The 23,556-nt window shown below is 33.5% G+C and carries 14 protein-coding genes; 6 read left to right on the forward strand and 8 right to left on the reverse strand.

Features of this window, described 5'->3' with window-relative positions:
- Positions 1-9 precede the first annotated feature (9 nt).
- The 3 genes from VB776_RS15485 to VB776_RS15495 form a co-directional block, all read right to left on the reverse strand.
- Positions 10-951, reverse strand: a complete 942-nt coding sequence (locus tag VB776_RS15485; RefSeq protein WP_323697658.1) for a hypothetical protein — start codon at positions 949-951, stop codon at positions 10-12.
- Positions 952-959: 8 nt separating this feature from the next.
- Entirely contained in the window at positions 960-1,913 is a 954-nt protein-coding gene (locus tag VB776_RS15490; protein ID WP_323697659.1) for a ParA family protein, read from the reverse strand.
- A 234-nt stretch (positions 1,914-2,147) separates the two neighbouring features.
- Positions 2,148-3,560: a replication initiation protein gene (locus VB776_RS15495; RefSeq protein WP_323697660.1), complete on the reverse strand. Its 1,413-nt coding sequence runs from the start codon at positions 3,558-3,560 to the stop codon at positions 2,148-2,150.
- 1,380 nt (positions 3,561-4,940) lie between these two features.
- Between VB776_RS15495 and VB776_RS15500 the strand changes: the two genes are divergently transcribed.
- The 3 genes from VB776_RS15500 to VB776_RS15510 all read left to right on the forward strand — a co-directional run bounded on the left by VB776_RS15500 (position 4,941) and on the right by VB776_RS15510 (position 11,625).
- On the forward strand, positions 4,941-6,053 hold the full coding sequence (locus VB776_RS15500; protein ID WP_323697661.1) for a FecR family protein: 1,113 nt from the start codon (positions 4,941-4,943) through the stop codon (positions 6,051-6,053).
- 182 nt (positions 6,054-6,235) lie between these two features.
- Positions 6,236-9,841 (forward strand): TonB-dependent receptor, encoded by a 3,606-nt coding sequence (locus VB776_RS15505; protein ID WP_323697662.1) that lies wholly within the window; start codon positions 6,236-6,238, stop codon positions 9,839-9,841.
- A 56-nt stretch (positions 9,842-9,897) separates the two neighbouring features.
- Positions 9,898-11,625, forward strand: a complete 1,728-nt coding sequence (locus tag VB776_RS15510) for a RagB/SusD family nutrient uptake outer membrane protein (RefSeq protein WP_323697663.1) — start codon at positions 9,898-9,900, stop codon at positions 11,623-11,625.
- Positions 11,626-11,823: 198 nt separating this feature from the next.
- Here the strand turns inward: VB776_RS15510 and VB776_RS15515 are convergent, their stop codons facing one another.
- Complete coding sequence (locus VB776_RS15515; protein WP_323697664.1) at positions 11,824-12,402, reverse strand: HD domain-containing protein; 579 nt, start codon at positions 12,400-12,402, stop codon at positions 11,824-11,826.
- 96 nt (positions 12,403-12,498) lie between these two features.
- On the opposite strand from VB776_RS15515, the gene VB776_RS15520 reads away from it, so the two are divergent.
- Positions 12,499-13,080 (forward strand): Crp/Fnr family transcriptional regulator, encoded by a 582-nt coding sequence (locus VB776_RS15520; RefSeq protein ID WP_323697665.1) that lies wholly within the window; start codon positions 12,499-12,501, stop codon positions 13,078-13,080.
- Positions 13,081-13,296: 216 nt separating this feature from the next.
- Here the strand turns inward: VB776_RS15520 and VB776_RS15525 are convergent, their stop codons facing one another.
- A complete protein-coding gene (locus tag VB776_RS15525; RefSeq protein WP_323697666.1) occupies positions 13,297-14,478 on the reverse strand; it encodes a PepSY-associated TM helix domain-containing protein in 1,182 nt (393 codons plus the stop codon).
- A gap of 57 nt (positions 14,479-14,535) precedes the next feature.
- Positions 14,536-16,932, reverse strand: a complete 2,397-nt coding sequence (locus tag VB776_RS15530; RefSeq protein ID WP_323697667.1) for a TonB-dependent receptor — start codon at positions 16,930-16,932, stop codon at positions 14,536-14,538.
- Between the two features lie 341 nt (positions 16,933-17,273).
- Between VB776_RS15530 and VB776_RS15535 the strand changes: the two genes are divergently transcribed.
- Positions 17,274-17,675 carry a hypothetical protein gene (locus VB776_RS15535; RefSeq protein ID WP_323697669.1) on the forward strand — a complete coding sequence of 134 codons (402 nt, stop codon included), beginning with the start codon at positions 17,274-17,276 and terminating at the stop codon, positions 17,673-17,675.
- Between the two features lie 102 nt (positions 17,676-17,777).
- Here the strand turns inward: VB776_RS15535 and VB776_RS15540 are convergent, their stop codons facing one another.
- Complete coding sequence (locus VB776_RS15540; RefSeq protein WP_323697670.1) at positions 17,778-19,667, reverse strand: DUF4139 domain-containing protein; 1,890 nt, start codon at positions 19,665-19,667, stop codon at positions 17,778-17,780.
- A gap of 53 nt (positions 19,668-19,720) precedes the next feature.
- Entirely contained in the window at positions 19,721-20,404 is a 684-nt protein-coding gene (locus VB776_RS15545; RefSeq protein ID WP_323697671.1) for a DUF6250 domain-containing protein, read from the reverse strand.
- Between the two features lie 160 nt (positions 20,405-20,564).
- Here VB776_RS15545 and VB776_RS15550 point away from each other — a divergent pair, with 160 nt between their 5' ends.
- On the forward strand, positions 20,565-23,276 hold the full coding sequence (locus tag VB776_RS15550) for an exo-rhamnogalacturonan lyase family protein (RefSeq protein WP_323697672.1): 2,712 nt from the start codon (positions 20,565-20,567) through the stop codon (positions 23,274-23,276).
- The last annotated feature ends 280 nt before the right edge of the window (positions 23,277-23,556 follow it).

Raw genomic sequence — 23,556 nt, forward strand, 5'->3', positions numbered from 1 at the left:
TGAAATTCTTTAAAGAATGCCTAAATACGCACCATATTCTTCCAAAGTATTTCTTAAATTATCAAAATCTTCTTTACTTCTACTGCTGTAAACCTTTTCTGTTTTTGCTGATAATGTATTCATCCAAATACTTAAATCTTGCAAACTTTCTTCTGTTTTATTGTTTTTAGTATTCGCTTTTACGGCTAAGCCACTTGCTTCAACTATTTTCTCAATATCACTTATTGCTGTAATTGGCTCAATCTTTTCAGAGATTCTTCCTAAACTTTGAATGACTTTTTTGTCAATCTTACTTTTCCCAGTCAGAATTTCATTTCTTAAAGTAGGGTCAATTTTAGATAATCCTTCCGCAAATTGTGCATCTCTTTTAATGGTAGAAGCCCCTACATTATACTCTTTAGCCAGTTTTTCAACGGTTCTACCTTTTTCTTGTGAACTAGCATTGGGTTCATTGTGGACCCAATGCCCAGTTCTATCATACTTTCCTGGACCAGATTTTTCATTCAAAAATCTTAATCCACGGAAATATGAAATCTGTTCACTACTAAGGTTTCTTCTTCCTAATTGTAAATCAATCATGTAATCTTTCACTTCCTCTTTGGAATTGAAAGGCATGAGTTGCACACTGAAATTCAAATTGTGCTGTTTACAAATTTGAAAACGGTTATGTCCATCAACCAAAATATATACTGGCTCGTCTGGATACTGAGCATTCGCTTCAATTGCACTTCGTTTGGTTTCCCACAATGTCAAAGCATCACGGCAGCCATTTTTTAAAATATTTTGTTCCAACAAAGAAAATTCTTCTGCTCCTAATGGCGGAATAAACATCCTGAGTTCTTCCAATACTTCTATATTCTTTTTTACCTGTTCGTCAGATATTAATTTATTATTGACAAAAGTACTTTTTGTGGTCGCTGCAATGGCTTTTCCTAAATCTAGTTTTTTCATCTTTCCTCTTATTTAACCAATTGAAGGTATTCAATGTATTCATTGCAGAAATCAGCGTACAATTTAGCCGCTTCTGAAGTACCAGAAAATTTTGAAATGGTATTCAACATTACTTGTGCTTTTTGGAAATCTACCAAATGTTTGATTTCTGTTTTGAAAATTCTAATGGGTAAATTCTCCCTAACGGCTTCTTTGATATTATCATGCACTGAATTCTTTTTAACCATCGTAAAAACCAAACCATCTACATCAAGCATCGGGTTTAGGTTTTTCTTTACATCATGTACTTTATCCAATAAAGTATTTACGCCTTTCATGGCAGCCATTTCGGGCAACATCGTAACCAAACAAGCATCAGAAGCATACATTGCTGAAACTGTTAATTTACCTAATGAAGGCGGGCAATCTATCAAAACATAATCAAATTCACTGAGTAAAGGAATAATGCGGTTTTTAAGACGTAAATCTCCCCCAGTTAATAATATCAATTCATATTCAGCTTTGGCTAAATCAATGTCGGATGGTGATAAAAACAGGTTTTCTTGTATTTGCACAACGGGAAATTCAGCATCATTAATCAGAGAATCAGCTACTTGTACTTCTGGATTTTCAATTCCTAGAATTTGCGATAAATTTCCTTGTGGGTCAAGATCAATCATCAATACTCTAAAACCTTTGTTCGCCAAAGCTTCACCCAAACACGAAACCGTGGTTGTTTTCCCAACTCCTCCTTTATGATTTACAACCGATACTACCCTCGCTTTTTGATACAAATCTTTAGAATAACCGTATTTCATCAAAACGCCTTCCAATGCTACTAAATGGTTTTCATTTAATTTACGATTTCCTGCCACTGCTTGTCTTAAAGTACCAGAAGGTAAAGATGCTTCTTTTTCAATACCCGCAATCGACAAAGCAGGATTATGTCTGAAGAACTTTAAAGCATTTTCTTGTGTAAGCATTTCTAAACGATTTTAGGTTTTATTACATATCTGTTACAAACATAATTTTTTTGTAACAGATATGCAACAAAACAAATGTATAATGTTTGTAAATAATTATACATTTTCAAAAAATGCTCTTAAAAAGACCTAAATCAATCATTATTCGTGACTAAATATATTAAAATGAAGGAACTTGTGAGTAGATAACATTAACGTATTTTAATATACGTTAAGCAAAAAAAGTAGAAAATCTTATAAAAGATTAATCCCTATTTTTTTAGCTTCTTTTTGTAAAGCAATTGCTTCTGAACTAGCATGAATTTGCTGTTTATAAGCACTTTCTACAATTGAAATAATCGCACCATTGAAAGATGGATTGATATCTAAATACTGAATAATATTTTCGGCAGAAACAACATCTTGAAAATGTTTTTTAAATGATTCAAAAGCAAACTGAGTTTCTAAAGAAGTACTCAATTTACTAACCACAAATTGATAGCAATTTGAATCCGTTTTCAACAATTCAATAATTCTGTTCTGACAATAAATATGATACTTCTTTTTCAAATTAAACACATTCATATTCAAGCCTTCTTCTCTGGCTTTTTCTAAATGTGCTTTTTTCTTTTTTTCTCGTTCTTCTTTTTGCCTGGTTTCTTTTTCTTTCAATATCTCCGCAAACTTCTCATCTTCAAGTAATTGAATAATATAACCTACAACATTTCTGATTAGCTTCCCTCCTTTTGCTTCTGCAAACACATAAGCTATTGTTTCTTTAATCTTTTCCAGCGGATAAGCTTTCAACCATTTTTGAATCAATTCTTCCGATGCTCCATATTCTCCTACCAATTTCAAGATTTCTGTAACTTCCTTATTTTCAGGAATACTTTTCTTACTTTCTTTGATTAATTCATACGTTGCTTCTTCAATATCATCATTTGGCACCGAAATATTAGCATTTCGTTGAATCGTAAAAACCAATAAAACAACAGTATTCCCTTTCTTTCTTTCTTCATAAGTGAAATACAAATCACTGCTTTCTTGCAATTCTTTTTGGGCAACGTTGATTACTCTTTTCCGAAAATCTGTGTATTTGGCATAGCGGTCGCCCAAACCCAAAATATCTTTGAGTTTTTCTACTTCAAATTTAAAAGTACCCAATCGTTCAGATTCTTTACAAAATTCATAAAATCTGATGGCATAAATACTCTTCAATTGTAAAAGCGAACGAATATCAATAACCGTGAAATTGGTTTTTAATTGTAACAAATAAGGTGTTAATGTAGGTGAAAAGTCTATGTTAAACTTTCCTAAACCATTATTGTAAGTATAACCTGCAATGATAGTTGTGTTGATTAAACCTCCATCAAATTTGTTATAAATCGTTTTCTTGAGAAAATTATCTAATTCAATATTAATCCTAGAATAAATAGCTGTGGTACTGATGCCTGTAATTTTTTTGAACTCTTGCACTGAAATTGTGATGGTATCTAATCTATCTTTTGTATGATCTATTTTCGAAATCATGTGCAAAAGAATTTTTACCTGTATCGTACTCAAATCATATCGAGCATTGATTACAGGATTACTTTTTACTAACTTGAAGGGTGAATTTGATACGGCTGCCATTGCATTAGCAACTTTATCCGTTTTTTTATTTCCCATAACTATCACAAAACATAGTAATCAACAGCGGAACGAGACATCTAAATTTTAACAATCGCTTGCAATTTAATACTTCAATAGTAATCATCAAAATCCTTTAAATATATTTTTGAGAGCATTCTTACAGGATACATTCAGATTGTCTCTAATCTACATTCAATTTGTCTCGCTTATACATTCAGATTGTCTCTGGTCTGCATTCAATTTGTCTCGCTTGTGCATTCAGATTGTCTCTGGTCTGCATTCAATTTGTCTCGATATTACCTTTCAATTAACTCATTATCAATAACTTATGCCTCCTAAAATATTTAAAATAATATAAAGAATAAAAACAACAAAGAGAAAAACATTGATGTTTCTTTATTTTTTGGTTCTTTTTTTAAAAGATTTTCAATAATGTTTTACTCTAATCGACTTTTAAAGTTTTTATGAATCAATTTAAGCTCATTTTAACTTCAGTGATTCTTAAAGTAGGAACTATTTCTAATAGTTTTCTAAAATTCAGACTGAATAATGAGATTAATGCTAAGTTGACATGAAAACATTCAATTTGTCTCACTTCTTATTTCTTTTTCAATTTTAGCATTCTCCAAATTAATTCAAATTGTCTCGTTTAATCGCTTTTTAATCGTTTGTAAAGTGTCTGAAAAACATTCAAAAAGTCTCACTTCTAGCACTTGCTAATGATTCATTTATATGTTTAAACTAATTCAAATTGTCTCGTTTCTATAAAAGGTTTATCAAGAAATTTATTGAAAAATGATTATATAATTACTCAGTTGTCTGATTAATAAGTACTTATCAAGCATTCAAATTGTCTCGCTTCATCTCTTTGCAATAAATATTACTGTTCAAAAAAATACATTCAAAAAGTCTCTCTTCGGCATTTGTAAGAATGACAATGCTTTAAATAAGGAATAATTCAAAAAGTCTCACTTTAGGCTATTAAAAGCATTCAATTTGTCTCTTTCTTGACGTTTATTTTTATTGATAACACATTCAAAAAGTCTCACTTGATGATTTAAAAACCTTTTACCCATTTCAATTGAATACATTCAAATTGTCTCCCTTACAACAAATGCTCAGGAATGTATATATCATATATAAGTATGCTCACTACAGATATTGCTATTTAAAAGCATTCAAATTGTCTCAGTTCTTGAAATACATCATCTAATTTATACAGATTAAATACGGATTCATTTAGTAATAGCATTGGGTTCACTGTGAACCCAATGCTATTACTAAATGATATTAAAAAGGCTTTTAAGCGTAATCAATGACTTTTTTAAAAATATTTTTAATATTATTATCCAAAAAGAGTATCCAGAAAGTGTTTTCACATCTTTCTTTTGAAACCAAATAATTGCAATAATTCCTATGCAACATTATAAAAACTTTAAACCAGAAGATTTTGCTTCTGACGCTTCATTCAGAAGGTTGGTGTTGGAAGGAAATGATTACGATACAATATTTTGGGAAAACTGGATAGACAATAATCCTGCTAAAAGGGAGGACATTGAGAATGGTAAAAATGTATTATTATCAATCACAAATGCTTTTAATCAAATCTCAGAAGACGAAATTGAAGAAGAACTTGGAAAACTTGAATTCAAATTAGATGAAAAAGATGAAGCACAATCAAAATTAAGGTCATTATTCAATCCAAGACGCTTTTTTTATGCTGCCGCTTCTATTGCCATGTTATTAGGGGGCTTTTGGTGGTTTAGCCAACATAAGGGAAATATAGAATATGGAAATGATATATTTCAAACGGTAGCATCTAAAATGGTAAAAAGTGATTTGATAGAACAAGAAAATCATTCTGGTCACCAAATAGCGATTACTTTGACAGATGGAAGTACAATTATTTTGCAAAATGAAAGTAAAATAAGTTATCCCAAAACATTTGCTAAGGAAAAAAGAGAGGTTTATTTAGAAGGAGAGGCCTTTTTTGAGATTGCAAAAGACCCACAAAAACCATTTTATGTATTTGCTAACGATTTAGTAACGAAGGTATTAGGGACAAGTTTTTTGGTACAAAGCGACAAAACAACCAATAAAGTAAAAGTTGTGGTAAAAACAGGAAGAGTATCAGTTTTTGAAAGAACAGCAGAAAATTTGAACAAACAGCAAGCCCAAACTCAATTAGAAGGATTGGTTTTAACACCAAATCAGCAAGTTGTTTTTGATGAAGTAGATAAAAGAATGCTTCGTTCGACGGTAGAAAAACCTGAAATTTTAGGATTACCGATTCAGAAAAATCTATTTGAGTTTAACCATACACCGATAGGAGAGGTGTTTACTAAATTGGAAGAATCGTATGGATTGAAGGTTGTTTTTGATAAAGATGTAATGAAAGAATGTTATCTGACAGCTTCATTGAGCGACGAACCACTGTTTGAAAAACTGCTTTTGATTTGTAAGACAATTGATGCAAGGTATGAAGTAATCGATGCACAAATAATAATTTATAGTAAAGGATGTATGTAAACCCATAAAAAATATGATAAAATAGCTCAATTAGACAGTAAATTATCAAAAAAAATAAGGCGAAAGTGCTGCAACACTTTCGCCTTGTGAATCCCCAAAATCTATTGGCTAAGACGATACACAAAAAATGTGTACAGGGGAGAATTTTGCCGAATCATAACAATGACAAAACAAACAAATGTATGAAAAACAGATTACTATTTCAAAAAACAATTTTAAAAATCATGCGAATAAGTCTGTATCAAGTACTTATGGCGATTGTCTTTACAACTATCGCACAAGCTCATAAGACAATCGCTCAGGAAATACTTGAACGCAAAGTTTCTTTCCAATCAAATAATCAAAGTGTTGAGTCTATTTTACATAAAATTGAAAAAGTTTCAGAAGTCCAATTTATGTACAATCATCAAATTTTTGATGCCAAGCAGAAAATCTCTTTCAATGCTGAAAATGAGAAGCTTGAGAAGGTTTTAGACAGACTTTTAAGTCCTCTGAAAATTGATTATGAATTAGCAGGTAATAGAATAATTCTAAAAAGAGGCTTAAAAACGATTACAAGTATTAATGCAATTGAGCATACAAATACAGAATTAGTAATGGCAGATCAGTTGGTGAAAGGGAAAATTACTGACGAAAAAGGAGAGGGGATTCCCGGTGCAAATATCTCCATCAAAGGAACACAAAAAGGGACTTCTTCTGATGTTTCTGGTAATTATACTATTACTGTACCTGATGATAAAGCAATTTTAATTTTCTCTTCAGTGGGTTTTGAGAAAAAAGAAGTTGTTGTTGGAAAACGTATAAATATAGACGTAACTTTAGCAACTGATGTTAAATCTTTAGAAGAAGTAGTCGTAGTAGGTTATGGAACAGCAAAGAAAGCCACTTTAACAGGTTCAGTATCAACGGTTAATGCCGCTACTTTTAAAGATAGAGGACCTGTTTCAAGTCCGTTGGCAGCATTACAAGGGCAGGTTGCAGGAGTAACGGTTACTCGTAGTTCGGCACAGCCGGGTCGTGAAGGGTGGAATTTCCAAATTCGTGGTGCTTCATCTGCTAATGCTACAGAGCCTTTGGTCATTGTGGATGGTGTACCTGTACCAAATGTAGGGGCTTTAAATTCATTCAACCCGAATGATGTTGAAAATATTTCATTTCTGAAAGACGGAGCAGCAGCCATCTATGGTTCAAGAGCCGCAGGTGGTGTGGTGTTGATTACAACCAAAAGAGGAAAATCTGGTAAAGTAACCATCGAATACAACGCTTCTACTTCCATGAAAAAAGTAGGTTTGTTACCTAAATTGGTTGATATTAATGGTTGGGGACCGATGATTAAAGAAGCTAGAACAGCGGATGGCTTTGCCCCAACAGATATTTGGTATAATTATGGAAATATTTCAACACTAGCTTTAGCTGCTGGAAAACAGTGGCTTACCAAAGCAGAATATGATGCTTTAAGCCCAAGTGGTGCGAGTTTGTTCTCGGATGTTAAAGATTTTACGTTCTTTAATGGAACAGAACAAGATATGTTATGGGGAAATGCTCGTTCAACAGAACATCAATTAAGTATTTCTGGAAGAACTGAAAAATCTGGTTACCGCATTTCATTGGGCTATTTGGATGATGGAAGTTTATTGAAAGTAGGCAATAATTCAGCGAGACGTTATAATTTCCGTCTGGCACACGATTATCAGTTTTCAAGTAAGTTGAGAATGGAGACAAATATATCTTTCGAAAAGCAAGATATTACTCAACCAACTTATTTGGGAGATATTGTAAACAATGGTAATCAACCAGGTAAACCATTAAGCGGACTTGGTTTAACAGGAAAACCTTATATTTGGGGTTCGGGTTTAGGGAATGCTTCGGTGAACCAAATTGCTAATTTGGGTGGTGATAACAATGAATACAACAATCGTTTTAACACCAATTTGAATTTAACTTACAACATTACGCCTGCATTGAAAGCCGTAGGTTTTGCGGGATATTATTTGTTCAATACTGATATTAGAACATTAGGAAATTCTATTGCTTGGTATAATTATGCAGGAGATATTTTACTTTCAAATTTGCCTACTCGTAGTTTTTACCAACGTTCAACTAGACAAGAAGCAAATTATAACTTGAATGGTTATTTGGAATACGACAAACAAATAGGGAATGGTCATAATATCAAAGGAGTAGTAGGAGCACAGTTTGAACGTTTTGAGAAAAACATTTATATCGCAAAAACTTTTGATGTATTAGCCAATGTACCGCCATCATTAGGTTTAAGTACTGGTGACGGAACTTCAAAAACTGTTGCAGAAAATCAGTTTCATACAGCATTAGGTGGTTATTTTGGTCGTTTGAACTATAATTATGCCGATAAATACTTCGTAGAAGCGAATGCACGTTACGATGGCTCTTCAAAATTCCGTGCGCAAGATCGTTGGAAATTATTCTATGGTGTATCGGCTGGCTGGCGTTTAAGCGAAGAGTCGTTCATCAAAGATTTAGGAGTATTTGATGAACTGAAATTGAGAGGTTCTTATGGAATTATGGGTAACCAAAGTGGTATTGATAATTACGATGATATTCAATTCTTAAACTTAGCATATTCTACTTCATCCACAGATGCCAATTACCCAATTATTGGTACAAGTCCAGTAGTGCGTGTTACACCAACGAATACTTTGGTAGCTTATGACCGTACTTGGGAGAGGTTAGCATCCAAAAACGTAGGACTTGATTTTACTTTATTGAACCGAAAACTAACAGGAACATTTGAATATTTCTGGAAAAGAAATAATAACATGTTGTTGAGTAGAACATACTCTGCCTTGATGGGTGCTTCTGCTCCAAAAGGTAATAATGGCGATTTATCGGTTTGGGGATGGGATTTATCATTGAATTGGAGAGATAAAATCGGTGATTTCTCTTATCGTATTGGTGGTAATATTTCGGATAACCAAAATAAATTGGTTGATTTTGGTGGACAAACCATCATTAGCAGCGGTAATAGAGGTTTTAACAGTGCAGTACAAGGTTATCCGATTGATTCATATTTTGGATTAGTTTATGATGGTCGTATTCAAACGGCTGAACAATTAGCCACCTACAGGAAATACATTACTGGAAATAATATCGGTATGCCAGCAGGTGCTGAAACGGCTCAAGCTAATAACAAATTGGCTTTGGGAGACAATATGTACAAAGATGTAAATGGCGATGGTAAAATTACTTTCCCTGAAGATGCAGTATTTCTTGGAACAGACAGACCTCGTTTATCATACTCTTTCAATGGAGGAATCGAATATAAAGGCTTTGACTTAAACTTTATTTTCCAAGGAGTAGGGAAAAGAACAATCATTCGTGATGGTAACTGGAGAATTCCAGCGGCAGTAATTTTCCAAGCACAGAATGCGGCTTTTAAAGACCAATGGTGGACGCCGACTAGAACTGATGCAAGTTTACCTCGAATTTCAAGCACAGGTACAATTAATAATTATAATTATTTCCCATCTAATTGGATTGTTGAAGATGGGTCTTATTTAAGATTGAAAAACTTGGTGATTGGTTATACCATTCCGAAAACAATCACTCAGAAAGCTAAAATCGAAAGATTAAGAGTTTACTTTTCAGGAAATGACTTATTTGAATTCTCTAAAATTAAAGATGGTTGGGACCCAGAAGCACCAAGAACGGTATCGAATGCTGGTGATAGCGACAACAGTGGTGTGAGTACTTTCAGCCAGCGTTTTCCATTCTATCGCTACTTTACTTTTGGTGTTAACTTAACTTTTTAAGATGAGCTTTCATCGTGGACGATTAAACCATTGAGAATTTTAAAATTAATAAGGAAATGAAATTTAACAATAGATATTTAAGAATGGCACTAGCAGGTTTATTATTAACCAATGTTAGTTGCAATAGTTTGGTTGATATGAAACCTATCAACGAAATTTCAGATGCAGATTACTGGAAAACGGCTGACCAGTTTAAACTCGCTGCCAACGAATTTTATACTTACTTGCGTACTTTCACTGATGTGATTAACGATAATCCACATTCAGACCGTAGGAGTGATATTGTTTACACAACGGGTGGTTCGGTTTTTAGTAATGGCTCTAATACGATTCCTGCATCCGACGGAAACTGGAATACGGCTTATGCCAGAGTTCGGGCTACTAATTATTTGTTGGATAAAGCGAATACTTATAGTCAACCAGCTGAAATTCAGAAGTATGTAGCTGAAGCGAAATTTTTCAGAGCTTATACTTATTTCGATTTATTACAACAATTTGGTGGCGTGCCTATCGTGTCAAAATTATTGACAACTACTTCTCCTGAACTGGCAAGTCCAAGAAATACAAGAGACGAAGTAATTGATTTTATCATTCAAGATTTAGAAGCAGCTATCGCCATTTTGCCTACTGAAAATGCCATTGCCGCAGCAGATAAAGGGAGAATTAGCAAAGGTGCAGCACAAGCCTTTTTGGGAAGAGTAACTTTGTACGAAGGAACTTGGCAGAAATCCAGAGGAAATGCTACTCGTGCAAATACTTTATTGGATAAATCAATTGCTAATTCAGACGAAGTAATTAAAAGTACACAATACGAATTGTTTGCGCCAGTTGCTTTGGGAGACTCTGCTCAGAAATATATGTTTATCTTAGAAAATCAGCAGTCGAATCCAGCCAATATTACTAAAGCAGCCAACAAAGAGTATATTTTAGCGAATAGATATGATTTTGCGTCTCGACAAATTCGTTTCAATATTACTCATACTTTATTGAATAACGTAGTATGGATTACTCGAAAATTTGCTACGATGTACTTGTCGAAAGACGGTTTACCAATTGAAAAATCGCCTTTATTTAAAGGTTTTGCAACGACAACGTCTGAATTTGAAAACCGTGATAATCGTATGAAATATAATATGATGATCGATGGAAAACAGTATTTTGATAATGAAAATCCCGGTTCAAGAACTACTTGGAAAGGCGATGCCGCAGAAATAGCTTTATCAAGAGGAAAACATAAGTCAAATACGGCTTCAGGTTATGGTAACCAGAAATTTTGTACAGAAAGACGTTTAGACGACAACCAAGAAGGCTACGATTTTCCTGTAATCAGATATGCTGAAGTATTATTAAACTATGCCGAAGCTGTTTATGAAAGAAATGGAGCGATTTCAGATGTTGATTTAGACAAATCGCTTAATTTGGTGCGTAATCGTGTCAACAAATTAATGCCTAAATTAAGTAATGCTTTTGCACAAACCAATGGACTTGATTTAAGAACAGAAATCAGAAGAGAGCGTACTATTGAATTGTATTTGGAAGGTTTCAGAAGAGATGATTTGATTCGTTGGAAAACGGCTGAAATAGAAATGCCAAAGCCAATTGAAGGCATTACTTGGACGGGTACAGCTTATGAAACGTATTGGACAGGTATTAAAAACAACATTGTGAATGGCAATTTTCGCTTAGAAACTAGTCGTCAATGGCAAGAAAAACATTATTTATTGCCAATTCCATCACAACAATTACAGTTAAATCCTAGCCTTGTACAAAATACTGGTTGGTAGTTATAGGCATTTTCTTAGATAATTTTTTAGAACAAGGGCTATATTATGTTAGCCCTTGTTTTTTATAATACTTAATTTGTGATATTTTGTAATATTGGTAAAGTACAAAAAATGAAAATTAATACTTTGTATAAATGTCTATTTTATAGTGTATTATGTTTTTTATGTGTATTTTGTATATTGTTTATATTTAATTTGTTAATTTTTCTCAAAAGCTTCATTCAATTCTGCAATTGTGTATTGCCAAATACTTTCCGAACCTTTTTGCATGCCTTTTACTTTTTCAAAAACAGTTTCGTAGCTAACGTTAAATTCTGTCCAAGTGCCGCCTTGGTTAGAACGATTTTGTAAGATAGGTTGAAGTCTATCCATTGTCTTAGTGAATTTTGCCTCATTACTTTTTCCTTCTTCAAATTCTAACCAAATATCAATAAATTCTTGTGTTTGTTTTGGTGGTAAAATCCCAAAAATGCGTTTTGCAGCAATGAATTCTTCCTCTGTATTTACATGATTTTTTGTGGTATCATACAGAAAAGTATCGCCCGCATCAATTTCCACGATGTCATGAATCAATACCATTTTTAATACTTTCAACACATCAATGGGTTCATTAGAGTGTTCGGCTAAAACCAACACCATCATTGCCAAATGCCAACTATGTTCGGCATCATTTTCATGTCTGTCGCTATTGAATAATTTCGTTTTGCGTTGAATATACTTTAGTTTATCAATTTCCTTGATAAATTCAATTTGCTTTAATAAATCGTTGACTTGCATAGTAATTGTTTTCTAATTTTTACTGTTTTTAGTTTTAAGTTTGCAAAGGAAATATCACTTTTAGTTATTTAAAAGGACAATTGTCTCAAGAATAAAATGCTTAGAATAAATAAAGAATTATTGGATTTTTTAGTTGCACTTCATCATTCAGATACGGAAGGTAATATTGTTGAACAGACTTTTCAGCCTAAAAGTCAAATTTTACTAGAGAATAAACATGTATTTTCAGTCTATATTATTAAAAATGGTATTGCTAAATGTTACTTAACGGAAGATACAGGCACAGATTTTATTCAGGAATTCTTTGGCGAAGGATGGATATTTGGCGAAATTGAGGCAATCAGAGATGAACAAAGTTTCTGTAGTATTGATGCTATTTCTGAAGTTATTGTGTATAAAATTTCTAAGGATTTCTTCAATACTTTACTCAAAACTAACGAAGATTTTAATCGTTTGATATTAAAAACATTGGCAAATAAAATCTATCACAAGGCAATTCGCCATTCTTATAATCAATCTCATCCAGTTGAATCTAAATTATTAAGACTAAAAGATGATTTTGCAGAATTAGCCAGTTTGATTTCTAAACAAGAAATCGCTAACTATTTGGGCATTACAACAAGAAGTCTAAACAGAACGCTTAAAGAGTTGAAAACAAAGGGTTTAATGGATTTTTAGGAGTGAATCGGAGAGGGGAAGTAAGTAATAATCAAAGGAAAATCATTTTGGAGTAGAAACATGAGTCATCCCGAATTTTAAAACAAAAAAGCTATCTAAAAGATAATTTAGACAGCTTTTTTGTTAGAGAACCCTGACCAAAGAATACTATCTTGACCCTTTAAAATCTCAATTTTTAGATAAAGGTTAGAATTTCTTAACTATTAGATTATACAATTAAGCAAACTCCACGTTTTTTGTTTTTCTCACAATTTTGTTCTTAGTGGTTTTCTTAAACTTTTTGAAGTACCAAATTAAGAACCCTGTTATTGGCAATGAAGCAGCAAATAAACTTGAAAAAAAGGCAATTAATTTTCCTATGATTCCATAATTCTGCCCCGTATGAAGGTCTCTGTTGGCATGTTTAATCTTATCTACTGTCTTGTAATTAGTATACAACTCTGACCTAAGTATTTTGCCTGAGTATTGGTCGAATTCAAACAAATTATTTTTCTTATATACTTCGTAAGGGTATTTTAAATTTACTCTGATACAATCTTTACTTTTCTGAGGGAAATTAATATGAGCTTCTTTCCAGCCAGCATAAGTTGTCGATACAGCTTCAAAAGCTGATTGTGGACTAAATATTTTTCCTGCTTGAAAATTTGACGAAACTTTAACTTTCTCCTTCATTTTTTCATCAAGAGTAGCGTAGGTTAGTTTCTGTACAGGTTTAATAGCCCACCATATTCCTGTAAGTGAAATAAGGATAAGTGGCAACAAAAAGTAAAAACCTAAAACATTATGAATACTATAATTTACGATTTGTGTTTTACCTTTCAAATTTAAACGAAAGGCCATTTTACGTTGATTCTTTTTACTTGGCCACCACATATACAAGCCAGAAAGTAACATTATCAAGAAAATAACCACATTTGCTTTGATTATCCATTTGCCCGTTTCACCTAAAAGTAATGAAGTATGAATTTCTTGTATTGTGTGCATGAAATCATGTTCAAAGTCTTTTTTACTAATCAGTTCTCCAGAATTTGGATGTAAAAAGTAAGCCTCTTTATAAGATTCTTCCTCTTCTTTTTTAGCTTTTTGAGTACTTTTAGAAGCGACCAATTTAGCAATTACAGCTCTTGAAGGGTCTGAAAAGAAACGAACTTGTTCTATTTTTTTATCAGGAAATGCTTTTGCTAAATTGAGTGTAATTAAAGATAACGATGCTTTGGGGCTATTTTCAGGCACAACAAACCTATATTCCTTTTGCGTGAATTCTCTTATTTCTTGTTCAAAAACAAATAAACAACCCGTTATTGACACAATAAAAACTACAATACCACTGACTAAACCACCCCAAAGGTGTATTTTGCCAATTAGTTTTTTTAGAATAGAAATGTTTGATTTTTGCATTAATTTTTAATTTTACCACTAATCTAATTAGACTAATTAAAAATAAAAAACATTTAACTAAAAATTATATGTAAAATTCACAAATAATTGTCTTCCTGGAATATCTTGTATTTTATTACTTACTTGAGCCGTGGTAATTTCTTTGGTGACTTTATTATTGGTATCAAAAATATCAGAGACTCTCATGCTGACAGTCATTTTCTTTTTCATAAAAGAATGATTGATACTGGCATCAAAAAATTGAATCATATTCTCTTCTTTCTGACTTGATATTTTTGGACCGATTCCATTCCAAGCTATTTGAAAGAAAGTGTTTTTCCCAATAGTTACATCAGAGATAACTTTTGCCGACCAAGCAAATTGGTCTTTGATGGCATCACCACCACCTAATGATTCATCGGTTAACTTACTATCAAAATGCGAATAACTTGCATTGATGTTCCAAAAAGGCAAAGGTTTTACCGCTCCAATAAATTCTATCCCTTGTATGTAGGCAGAATTGATATTGTCTGGTCGCTCAAGTACTACACCCGGACTTACATCAGTAACAATTTTCTGAATCAATCCACTGATGTTTCTTCTAAAAACATTTACACCAGCGTTCCATTTTTCAGCAGTTTTTAAGTAGCCCACCTCAAAACCCCATGCTTTTTCAGGTCTTAATGCAGGATTCCCAGCTTTAATTTTTGCTACGTCACTTGAATCAATAAATGGGCTTAAATCTTTAAAGGAAGCTCTTCTGATTTTTCTATCAATACTTGCTTTTATAAATTGCGTTTTATCAATATTATAAACGAAAGACGCACTTGGTAAAGGAATTAAATAGGTTCCTTCTGTATTGAAGGCACCTGTTTTGGACTCATTGTAAAACGTAGTGTATTCTGCTCTAAAGCCCAAATTAGTGCGAAATTTACCTTTAGTAAGCGTTCCTTGTACATATCCTGCATAGATATTTTCTTGACTATCAAAATTATTCACAGGACTTTCTGTCCTGGTAAAAGCACTTTTAGCATAATCATATTTATCAACTTTTTGCAAGCTTTCACGGTTACGACCGCTAAATTTCAACCCAGAATTTAGACTAACAATATCATTAAAACGCCAGTTGAAATCAGTTTGTAAAAAGTTATTAACATCATAACTATCCTCAAAAGTATTGGTAATCGCAGGCTTATTATCAGATGGCGCACCTACCGCATTTAGCTTTTGATCTGTTTGATATTTTGGTTTTGGATAAAAACCATCAACATGCGAAAAAGAAAAAGTTAAGCGTCCTTTGTTAGCAAAACTTTGTGCAAAGCTTAGGTTATATTCATTAAATTTATAATCCTCAGTCTGGTTTTCGGTACGTAATGTTCTAGAAGTAAAACTCTTATCAGCTTTTAATACTTGCGTATCCTGTGTTTTTATTTTAATCTCTCTTTGATAACCGTTAATAAATTCCGCTCCGATTTGTGCTCCTTTCCAAATGTCCCATTTGGTACCAATTTTAATATTATGGCTTTTTATATCTCTGTTTTCTTTAGAAAGAATAGACTGATAACCAGAAATTTCATTGTTTTTAAATAACGAAACCTCATTGGTTTCAGTCATGGCATTTTTATCCTTGAGCATTACTTGATTTTGGTCAAAAAAGCCATATACTTCACCCTTATCAAATTTATGACCAATTTGAGCGGAAGCATTATACCCACCTTGGTTATTGATACCCGCCATTACTTGACCATGTGTTCCAAAATTTACATTTTTCTTGAGAATGATGTTTACAACGCCATTCATACCATCGCCATCGTATTGTGCGCCAGGATTGGCAATAATTTCAATTCTTTCTACCGCCGAAACAGGAATTTGATTAAGAATAACTTCTCGGTTGTTGCCTGAAATACCAGTGTTTTTTCCGTCAATTAATACCAAAGTATAAGATTTTTCTAAACCACGAAAACGAATATCTCTGGGTACACCCGGAGGACCTCCCATCGCCACAGATGGCATTAAACGAAGCATATCACCAACAGAAGAACCTTTAGCAGCAGGTAAATCAGCGGTATTGTACACTATTTTTTGAGGTTCTACTTTTGTAACACCAATGTTTGACTTTACCACAACCTCAGATAAGTTATTAACCTTTGGCTGAATAATAATTTCGTTTAAGTTTATCACACTACTTTTTCCGTCAACAATGATGTTGCTTTGAGAATAGCTTTCAAAACCCACACTGCTTACTTTCAATTCGTAGGTATCAGCCATTAAATTATTAATAACGAATTCTCCACTTTCTCCTGAATAAACAGCTTTGCTAATTCCTTTCGATGAATTTAATTGTATTGTCGCAAAAGAAACGGGTTCATTCGCATTTGGACTCAAAAGCCTTCCTGTAATTTTAGTATTCTGCCCCCAAGTTGACAATGAATAAAGGCAAGTAAATAAAGTAATGAGATAGTAAAAACGATTCATTTTATTTGGACTAAGTATAAATAATAGTACAAAAGTATAATCTGTGGTTTTATAAAACAATTTATTTAGACTTATTTTAAATAATATTTTCTGAATTTAGAGTGTCCAAATACAGAATTGATTTTATAAGTAGAAAAACCTAAATCGTCCTCAAACCGAACAGTCACTGTAACAAAACCGTACACTTTAATAATTACTTAAAATATTAAAGTGTTGAAATACAGATGTTTATGTTTTTTGGCATAGTTCTGTTAATACTATTGGCATGATTGAAAAAATGTTAACATTAAGCATTTAACCTCAACCTTTCAAATAAATTTTAATTTCTAAACAACAAGAAAATGAAAACTTTAGTAAAAACGTTCGCAATTGCTTTATTCACAACAGTATCATTCTTTGCTAATGCAAATACAGATGCTAACGACGCCACAAACGCTAAAAAAACTTTTGCAGTGGGCGTTTACCAAACAATTAATACATTGAAAATGAATGTAATGATTGATAAATTGGCGGGTAAAAAAATTACCATTCAATTAAAGAATGAAGATGGTGAGGTAATTCACACAGCGATTATCGGAAAGAAAGAAACAGCTTATCGTGGAAATTATGACCTTAAAGAATTGGAGGACGGTAAGTACAGCTTTGAAATCAGCGATGGAAACGCTAAAATCGTGAAGAATGTTCAGGTAGGAACTACCAAACCAGCACCGTCATCTTCAGATCGTTTTATTTCGTTGAACTAATCATTGTTTAACAACTAAACCTATCAATTTTTAAAGTTTGTAAAATAAAAAACGGATTATTCGATAAGAGTAATCCGTTTTTTATTTGAATGTATTTTAGCTTTACTCTAAATTAACTTCCTGATTTTTAGGGTACTTAACGCTATATTTCAAAGTATGTTTTTTCTCTTGCTTGGCTGGAAGTTGGTATTTCCAAGTAAGTATTTTACTTTCTTTATCCAGCGTGGCATCTTTGTACTCTTGTTCTTCTACCGTAATTTCTTTTGTGGTAGAAATCGGGAATTGGTCTTGAATAACAATATTGATACTTTGCTGTTTGTTATTTCTTACAGAGATTTCAAAACCTCTATTTTCATTTTTATAATTACTCAAAAACTGCTTAGAGCTAAACTCTTTCAGTCTTTTTCGTTCAATGATGATGCCTTTGTCTTTTCCCAACGAAATATTAAGCGTATCGCCAGCGTGACGAACATCTAGGATTGATTTACCTAAATATGCACCTTCTAAGTAAAGATTTACTTCACCTTCCAATAAATTAAGCTCTTGCCAGTCAATTAATTTAGCCGTTAAGAAAGCATCTTTTTCTAATTTTGGCACAGCAAAATACTCGTACAATGCTGGTACAGTTTGGTTTTTAATATCAACCGAATACATTTTACCATCATTCAAAATCGTATAAGGAACTTCAATTTCAAATATTAAAGTAGTAGGCTGATATTTTTCTGTGGTCACTAATGGAGCAGAACGAGCAGCACTTATAGTGCTGACAGCACCCGTCATATCCTTCTTATGCTGAACGCCATAGCCAACCACTACCACTTCGTCGAGTTGCTGTTGATCTTCTTCCAAAGCAATATTAATCATTTTACCATTGATATATGCTTCTTGTCTTTTATAACCGATAGAATTGAAAACTAGGTATTGAGCATTTTCAGGAAGTTTCAATTTATAATTTCCTTCAGAATCTGTCGAAGCACCTATTGTAGTTCCCTTTACATTAATTATTACACCGGGTAAAGGTAAATTTGTGCCTTTTTCTGTTACTTTTCCTGACACTTCGTTACCAGTAATTGATACTCCTTGAACTCTGCCTTGTAAAGTTCTTGTAAGGTCTTCGTTTTCACCGAAACGCAAATACCAAGGCTCTAAATTGGGAGCGATGCCACTTTCGGTTGGGTCACCGTTTGAAATGGTGAGTTTTACATCTTTCCAATCTTCACCAGAACTTTGGTAAACATTAGCTTTGAGCGATAAATCTATCGGATTACTAATGTCTTTTACTCTTAAATCATAAGTAGCAAACCATCCCGCATTTTTTACAAAATAGCTTACATCGAAAGAAGAACTCCCCATTTCTTTAGCTGAAACTGTCACTAAAATATCACTGGTTGCGTACTCTTTGTTATTGTTCAAAGCTCTAAGCTGATAGTCGATGTTACGAATACTACTATCAATTTTTTGGATAGTTTTTTCGTATTCAATTTGCTTTAACAATACTTCTGAAAGTCTATTTCTTTGAAAATCAACAGCTTCTTTTAAATCCGTGGTTTTCACACCTGTATTACTCCCGCCGATGGATTGATTTTTAGTCAGGATGCTTTCTTCGTTTTTAAAAACAGCCAACATACTTTTTTCAACTCGTAATTTTGCTTTTAGACTTGCTTGCTGGTTTTCTAAAACAGAAGTTTCTTCTCGTCTTTTTTGCTCGTTGAGGTAATTTGTTTGATGAATAACCGACAAAATGGTAAAATTACCGAAGCCTTTTACTTGAATACTTTGTACATCAATGTTGGGAGAAATGCCCGAAAAAACTAATTCTGTTTTGCCAGCTTGTAGATTTACTTTGGCTTTTCGACTAACTTGTGCACCACTGGTGAAAACAGTTACTTGCTCAATTTTTGAGCTAACATTTTGCTTTTTGCCTTGAGCGAAGGTTATTTGTCCTCCGAAAATAAGAAGGCTAAATAGGTAAAGTGCGATTGTTCTTTTCATTTGTTATGTAGTTTTTGAGTTTAAATATTTAATAATGAGAGTAATACGCTTTCTTAAAGACCGACCACCTTAAAATCCCAAATCTCCTGATGAGAAAACGTAGAGCGAAAACCAAAGTAAGATTGTATAGGAAAATGCTCGTCTTTTGCTTCAAAAAGTTTTTCATCATCAGCCCAAAAGCTTGTCATATTATCTTTAACGATAATTTTGATTTGATATTCGTGATTGGCTTTTAATAAATATTTTGCTTCATTTTTTTCGGCTAAAAGTTTTCGATTTCCATCTTGGTATTTTCTAAAACGAGTAGTAGTATTGGTATTTCCGCCCATGCCCACATAATACATGTTAAGATTATCATAGTCTTCAAATTTTCCAGTACGAGTAAATAGATTGGTGTTTTTAGGGTCTTCTACCAACCAAAATACATTCAAATCTGAAAGTCGGTCGTTTACGCCTCCGTTCAAAACAAACTTTCGTTTAAAAGTAATCATATAATTACCTTTCAGTTTTTGATTAAACCAAACGCTTACGCCACCTTTGGTATCCAGAACGAGCTTATTATTAACTGTATATACTTTGGAGTTGGGTAAAGGCTCTATTTCTGAAACCCATTTTTGAGGATTGAGTACTCCCTGAAAATCTTCTGTAAAAAGGATTTTATGATGGTGAATTTGAAGCTTACAAGCGATTAGTATATTTAGTATAGAGACAAAAAGTAAAAGATTTCTTTTATTCATGACGTTTAAACAATAGTTTTAGATAAATATTGGGTAAAAATACAGATTTATTTGCTTTTTAGCCTTGAGCCAAGGTCAATAAACTTGCATTTTTCCAATAGGTTTTAAGGTTAAAATGACCGTCAAAATACTCAGCAACTAACTCTCAAAATAACAATATATGAAATCACCTTTTTCGTTTACTCGTCGATCATTTGTAAAAAATTCAATGATTGCCGCAGGTTTACCGCTTACTTCTTCTGTTAATTTCCAAAAAGAAAAAAATGTATTCGTTGCAGAGCCAAATGCTGTACCACTTACTTGGCTCGACAAGCAAATTTCTCCATTTTTCAAAGGAACCACTTGGGGAACGCCTTGGGCTAAAGGTTTACACAAAAAAGGAACAGAATTTACCTTAAAAAGTAATGGAAATGATATTCCTACTCAAACTTGGCCATTGGCTTATTGGCCAGATGGAAGTTTAAAATGGACGGCTCATGCCATCAGCAAAAACGAAAAACTAGCCGATAATATTCAATTGAAAGTAGGAAAACCTGTTAAACCTGTTGTTTCTTTAAAGATTCAAGAAGGAGCGAATAGCATCAAAATTGATACAGGAAAAATTCAATGTGAAATCAATAAACAAGGGCAAACTTTAATTACTTCTTTGCAAAGAGATGGTCAAGTAATTGCACAAAATGGTAAATTGGTTTTATCAGTTCAAGATAATGTAGAAGCTGGAGAAACATTTAAAATTGATACTTTTGAAGGGAAAATAGATAAAGTAAGTATTGAACAAAGTGGTGCTATCAGAGCCGTTGTGAAGATTGAAGGCTCACATCAAAATTCAGCTTCAAAAAGTTTATTACCTTTTGTACTTCGTCTGTACTTCTATGCAGAAGCAGAATCTATCAGAATCATTCATACCATTATTTATGATGGCGACGAAAACAAAGATTATATCAAAGGTTTGGGCATTCGCTTTTCTGTACCTTTAAAGGAGGCTTTGTACGACAGACATATTCGTTTTGTTGGGGAAAATTCAGGTGTTTTTACAGAAGCTGTACAAGGTTTATCAGGTTTAAGAAGAGATGCAGGAAGAATCGCTTTAGACGCTCAAATAGGAGGGAAGTCGGTTACGCAATTGCCTGATAATGTGTTGAAAAATATCCAGTACATTCCAGCTTTTGGCGATTATACTTTATTTCAAGGTTCGCCAGATGCTTTTGATATTCAGAAAAGAACAAAGGCAGGACATTCATGGGTACAATCTGCATTCGGTGGTCGTGCTAGCGGAACGGGGTATTTCGGTACGCCAAAAGGAGGAATCGCTTTTGGAATCCGTAATTTTTGGCAAAGTTTCCCTGCTCAAATAGATATTAAAAATGCTCATACAGAACAAGGAGAAGTAACTTTATGGCTTTGGGCGCCAAAATCCCCAGCGATGGATTTACGTTTTTATCATGATGGAATGGGCGAGGATACGCACGAAAAACAATACAGTGCTTTAGACATTACTTATGAAGATTATGAACCAGAATTCGGCAGACCATTCGGTGTGGCTCGTACCAGTGAAGTACAAATTTGGGTTTTATCAGAAACACCTTCTGGCGAAAATTTGGTAGAGATTGCCAAGCAGATTCAAGAGCCAGCTTTATTGGTAGCAACGCCAGAATATTTGGCACAAGTAGGTATTTTTGGAAGTGCTTTTTCTGTACCTGAAAAAACAGCTTCAGCCAAAAAACAAGCGATTGAAAATCAATTAGATTTTTACTTTGATTATTATAAAAAGCAAATCGACCAGCGTCGTTGGTATGGTTTCTGGAATTTTGGCGATGTCATGCACAGTTATGATAACGACCGACACGTTTGGCGTTATGATGTGGGCGGTTTTGCTTGGGATAATTCAGAACTTTCAACTGATTTATGGCTTTGGTATTATTTCTTGAGAACAGGTAGAAATGATGTTTTCAGAATGGCAGAAGCCATGACTCGCCACACGGGCGAAGTAGATGTGCATCACATCGGGCGTTTTAGTCCGCTAGGTTCTCGCCATAATGTACAACACTGGGGTTGTAGTGCCAAACAGTTGAGAATCAGCACGGCAGCGAATCGTCGTTTTTATTATTATTTGACGGCGGATGAAAGAGTAGGGGATTTGATGAGTGAACAAGTAAATGCCGATAGAACACTCAGAACAATTATTCCAGGAAGAAAAATCGGACAAAAAGCACCAGAATCCGACCCAAAAGGCGAATTAGCAAGTGTTTCATTCGGTACAGATTGGGGTGCATTATCAGCCGCTTGGCTTACAGAATGGGAACGTACTGAAAATCCACAAGTAAAAGCCAAGTTGCTCAACAGTATGCGAACTATTGCTGAACAAGCACACGGCTTTTTGACGGGTGGCGCCATTATGGAATTAGCAACAGGTAAATTTCGTCAAGAAGATGCTAAAAAACTGTCGGTTTCACATTTGAGTGCTGTGTTTGGCTTGGCTGAAATTTGTGCCGAATTGATTGATGTCGTTGACATGCCTATTTTTGAAAAAGCTTGGTTACAATATTGTCAATTATATAATGGCACAGCTGAAGAACAAAAAGCAGTATTAGGTGAAAGCTTGAAAAAATTGAATTTAGAACAAGGTCATGCTCGTCTAACCGCTTTCGCTGCTAAACGTAGCAAAAACGCTGAATTAGGAAAACGTGCTTGGAAAGAATTTTATGCGGGCGAAGGTGGCATCAAAAAACCATCTATGCAAATCAAAAAATTAGTTGGTCCAACAGTGCTTAATCCTGTAGAAGAAGGCGTTGCGATTTCTACCAATGGCGTAGCACAATGGGGCTTAGCTGCGATGCAATGTTTGGCTTTTGCAGGAAATGAGTTAGAATAAAGTTCAGGAAATAAATCATTATAAGTAAAAGGACAAATTAAATTGACAATAAATTTATGTTTGAATATAGTATTAACTATCTGATTTTAAATTAAATACAGATAACAGATATACCGTTAACTAATAACGTCCTTTTACTTATTATTTAATAGTTACATTGCTTTTACTAGCATTAGGCAAAATATCTATTGTGCTTGCCTAATGCTTACAGCCTATCGCCTACAGCAAATAACAAATTGTTTGAATTTTGTAAGTATTGCTTTGTTCTCCGCAATAATGA

The sequence above is a fragment of the Arcicella gelida genome (assembly GCF_034931025.1).
GTDB classification, from domain to species: Bacteria; Bacteroidota; Bacteroidia; order Cytophagales; family Spirosomataceae; genus Arcicella; species Arcicella gelida.

Excerpts from the sequence above, each read along its gene's own strand:
- VB776_RS15485 (WP_323697658.1), bottom strand. The coding sequence starts at position 951 with ATGAAAAAACTAGATTTAGGAAAAGCCATTGCAGCGACCACAAAAAGT.
- VB776_RS15490 (WP_323697659.1), bottom strand. The coding sequence starts at position 1,913 with ATGCTTACACAAGAAAATGCTTTAAAGTTCTTCAGACATAATCCTGCT.
- VB776_RS15495 (WP_323697660.1), bottom strand. The coding sequence starts at position 3,560 with ATGGGAAATAAAAAAACGGATAAAGTTGCTAATGCAATGGCAGCCGTA.
- VB776_RS15500 (WP_323697661.1), top strand. The coding sequence starts at position 4,941 with ATGCAACATTATAAAAACTTTAAACCAGAAGATTTTGCTTCTGACGCT.
- VB776_RS15505 (WP_323697662.1), top strand. The coding sequence starts at position 6,236 with ATGAAAAACAGATTACTATTTCAAAAAACAATTTTAAAAATCATGCGA.
- VB776_RS15510 (WP_323697663.1), top strand. The coding sequence starts at position 9,898 with ATGAAATTTAACAATAGATATTTAAGAATGGCACTAGCAGGTTTATTA.
- VB776_RS15515 (WP_323697664.1), bottom strand. The coding sequence starts at position 12,402 with ATGCAAGTCAACGATTTATTAAAGCAAATTGAATTTATCAAGGAAATT.
- VB776_RS15520 (WP_323697665.1), top strand. The coding sequence starts at position 12,499 with ATGCTTAGAATAAATAAAGAATTATTGGATTTTTTAGTTGCACTTCAT.
- VB776_RS15525 (WP_323697666.1), bottom strand. The coding sequence starts at position 14,478 with ATGCAAAAATCAAACATTTCTATTCTAAAAAAACTAATTGGCAAAATA.
- VB776_RS15530 (WP_323697667.1), bottom strand. The coding sequence starts at position 16,932 with ATGAATCGTTTTTACTATCTCATTACTTTATTTACTTGCCTTTATTCA.
- VB776_RS15535 (WP_323697669.1), top strand. The coding sequence starts at position 17,274 with ATGAAAACTTTAGTAAAAACGTTCGCAATTGCTTTATTCACAACAGTA.
- VB776_RS15540 (WP_323697670.1), bottom strand. The coding sequence starts at position 19,667 with ATGAAAAGAACAATCGCACTTTACCTATTTAGCCTTCTTATTTTCGGA.
- VB776_RS15545 (WP_323697671.1), bottom strand. The coding sequence starts at position 20,404 with ATGAATAAAAGAAATCTTTTACTTTTTGTCTCTATACTAAATATACTA.
- VB776_RS15550 (WP_323697672.1), top strand. The coding sequence starts at position 20,565 with ATGAAATCACCTTTTTCGTTTACTCGTCGATCATTTGTAAAAAATTCA.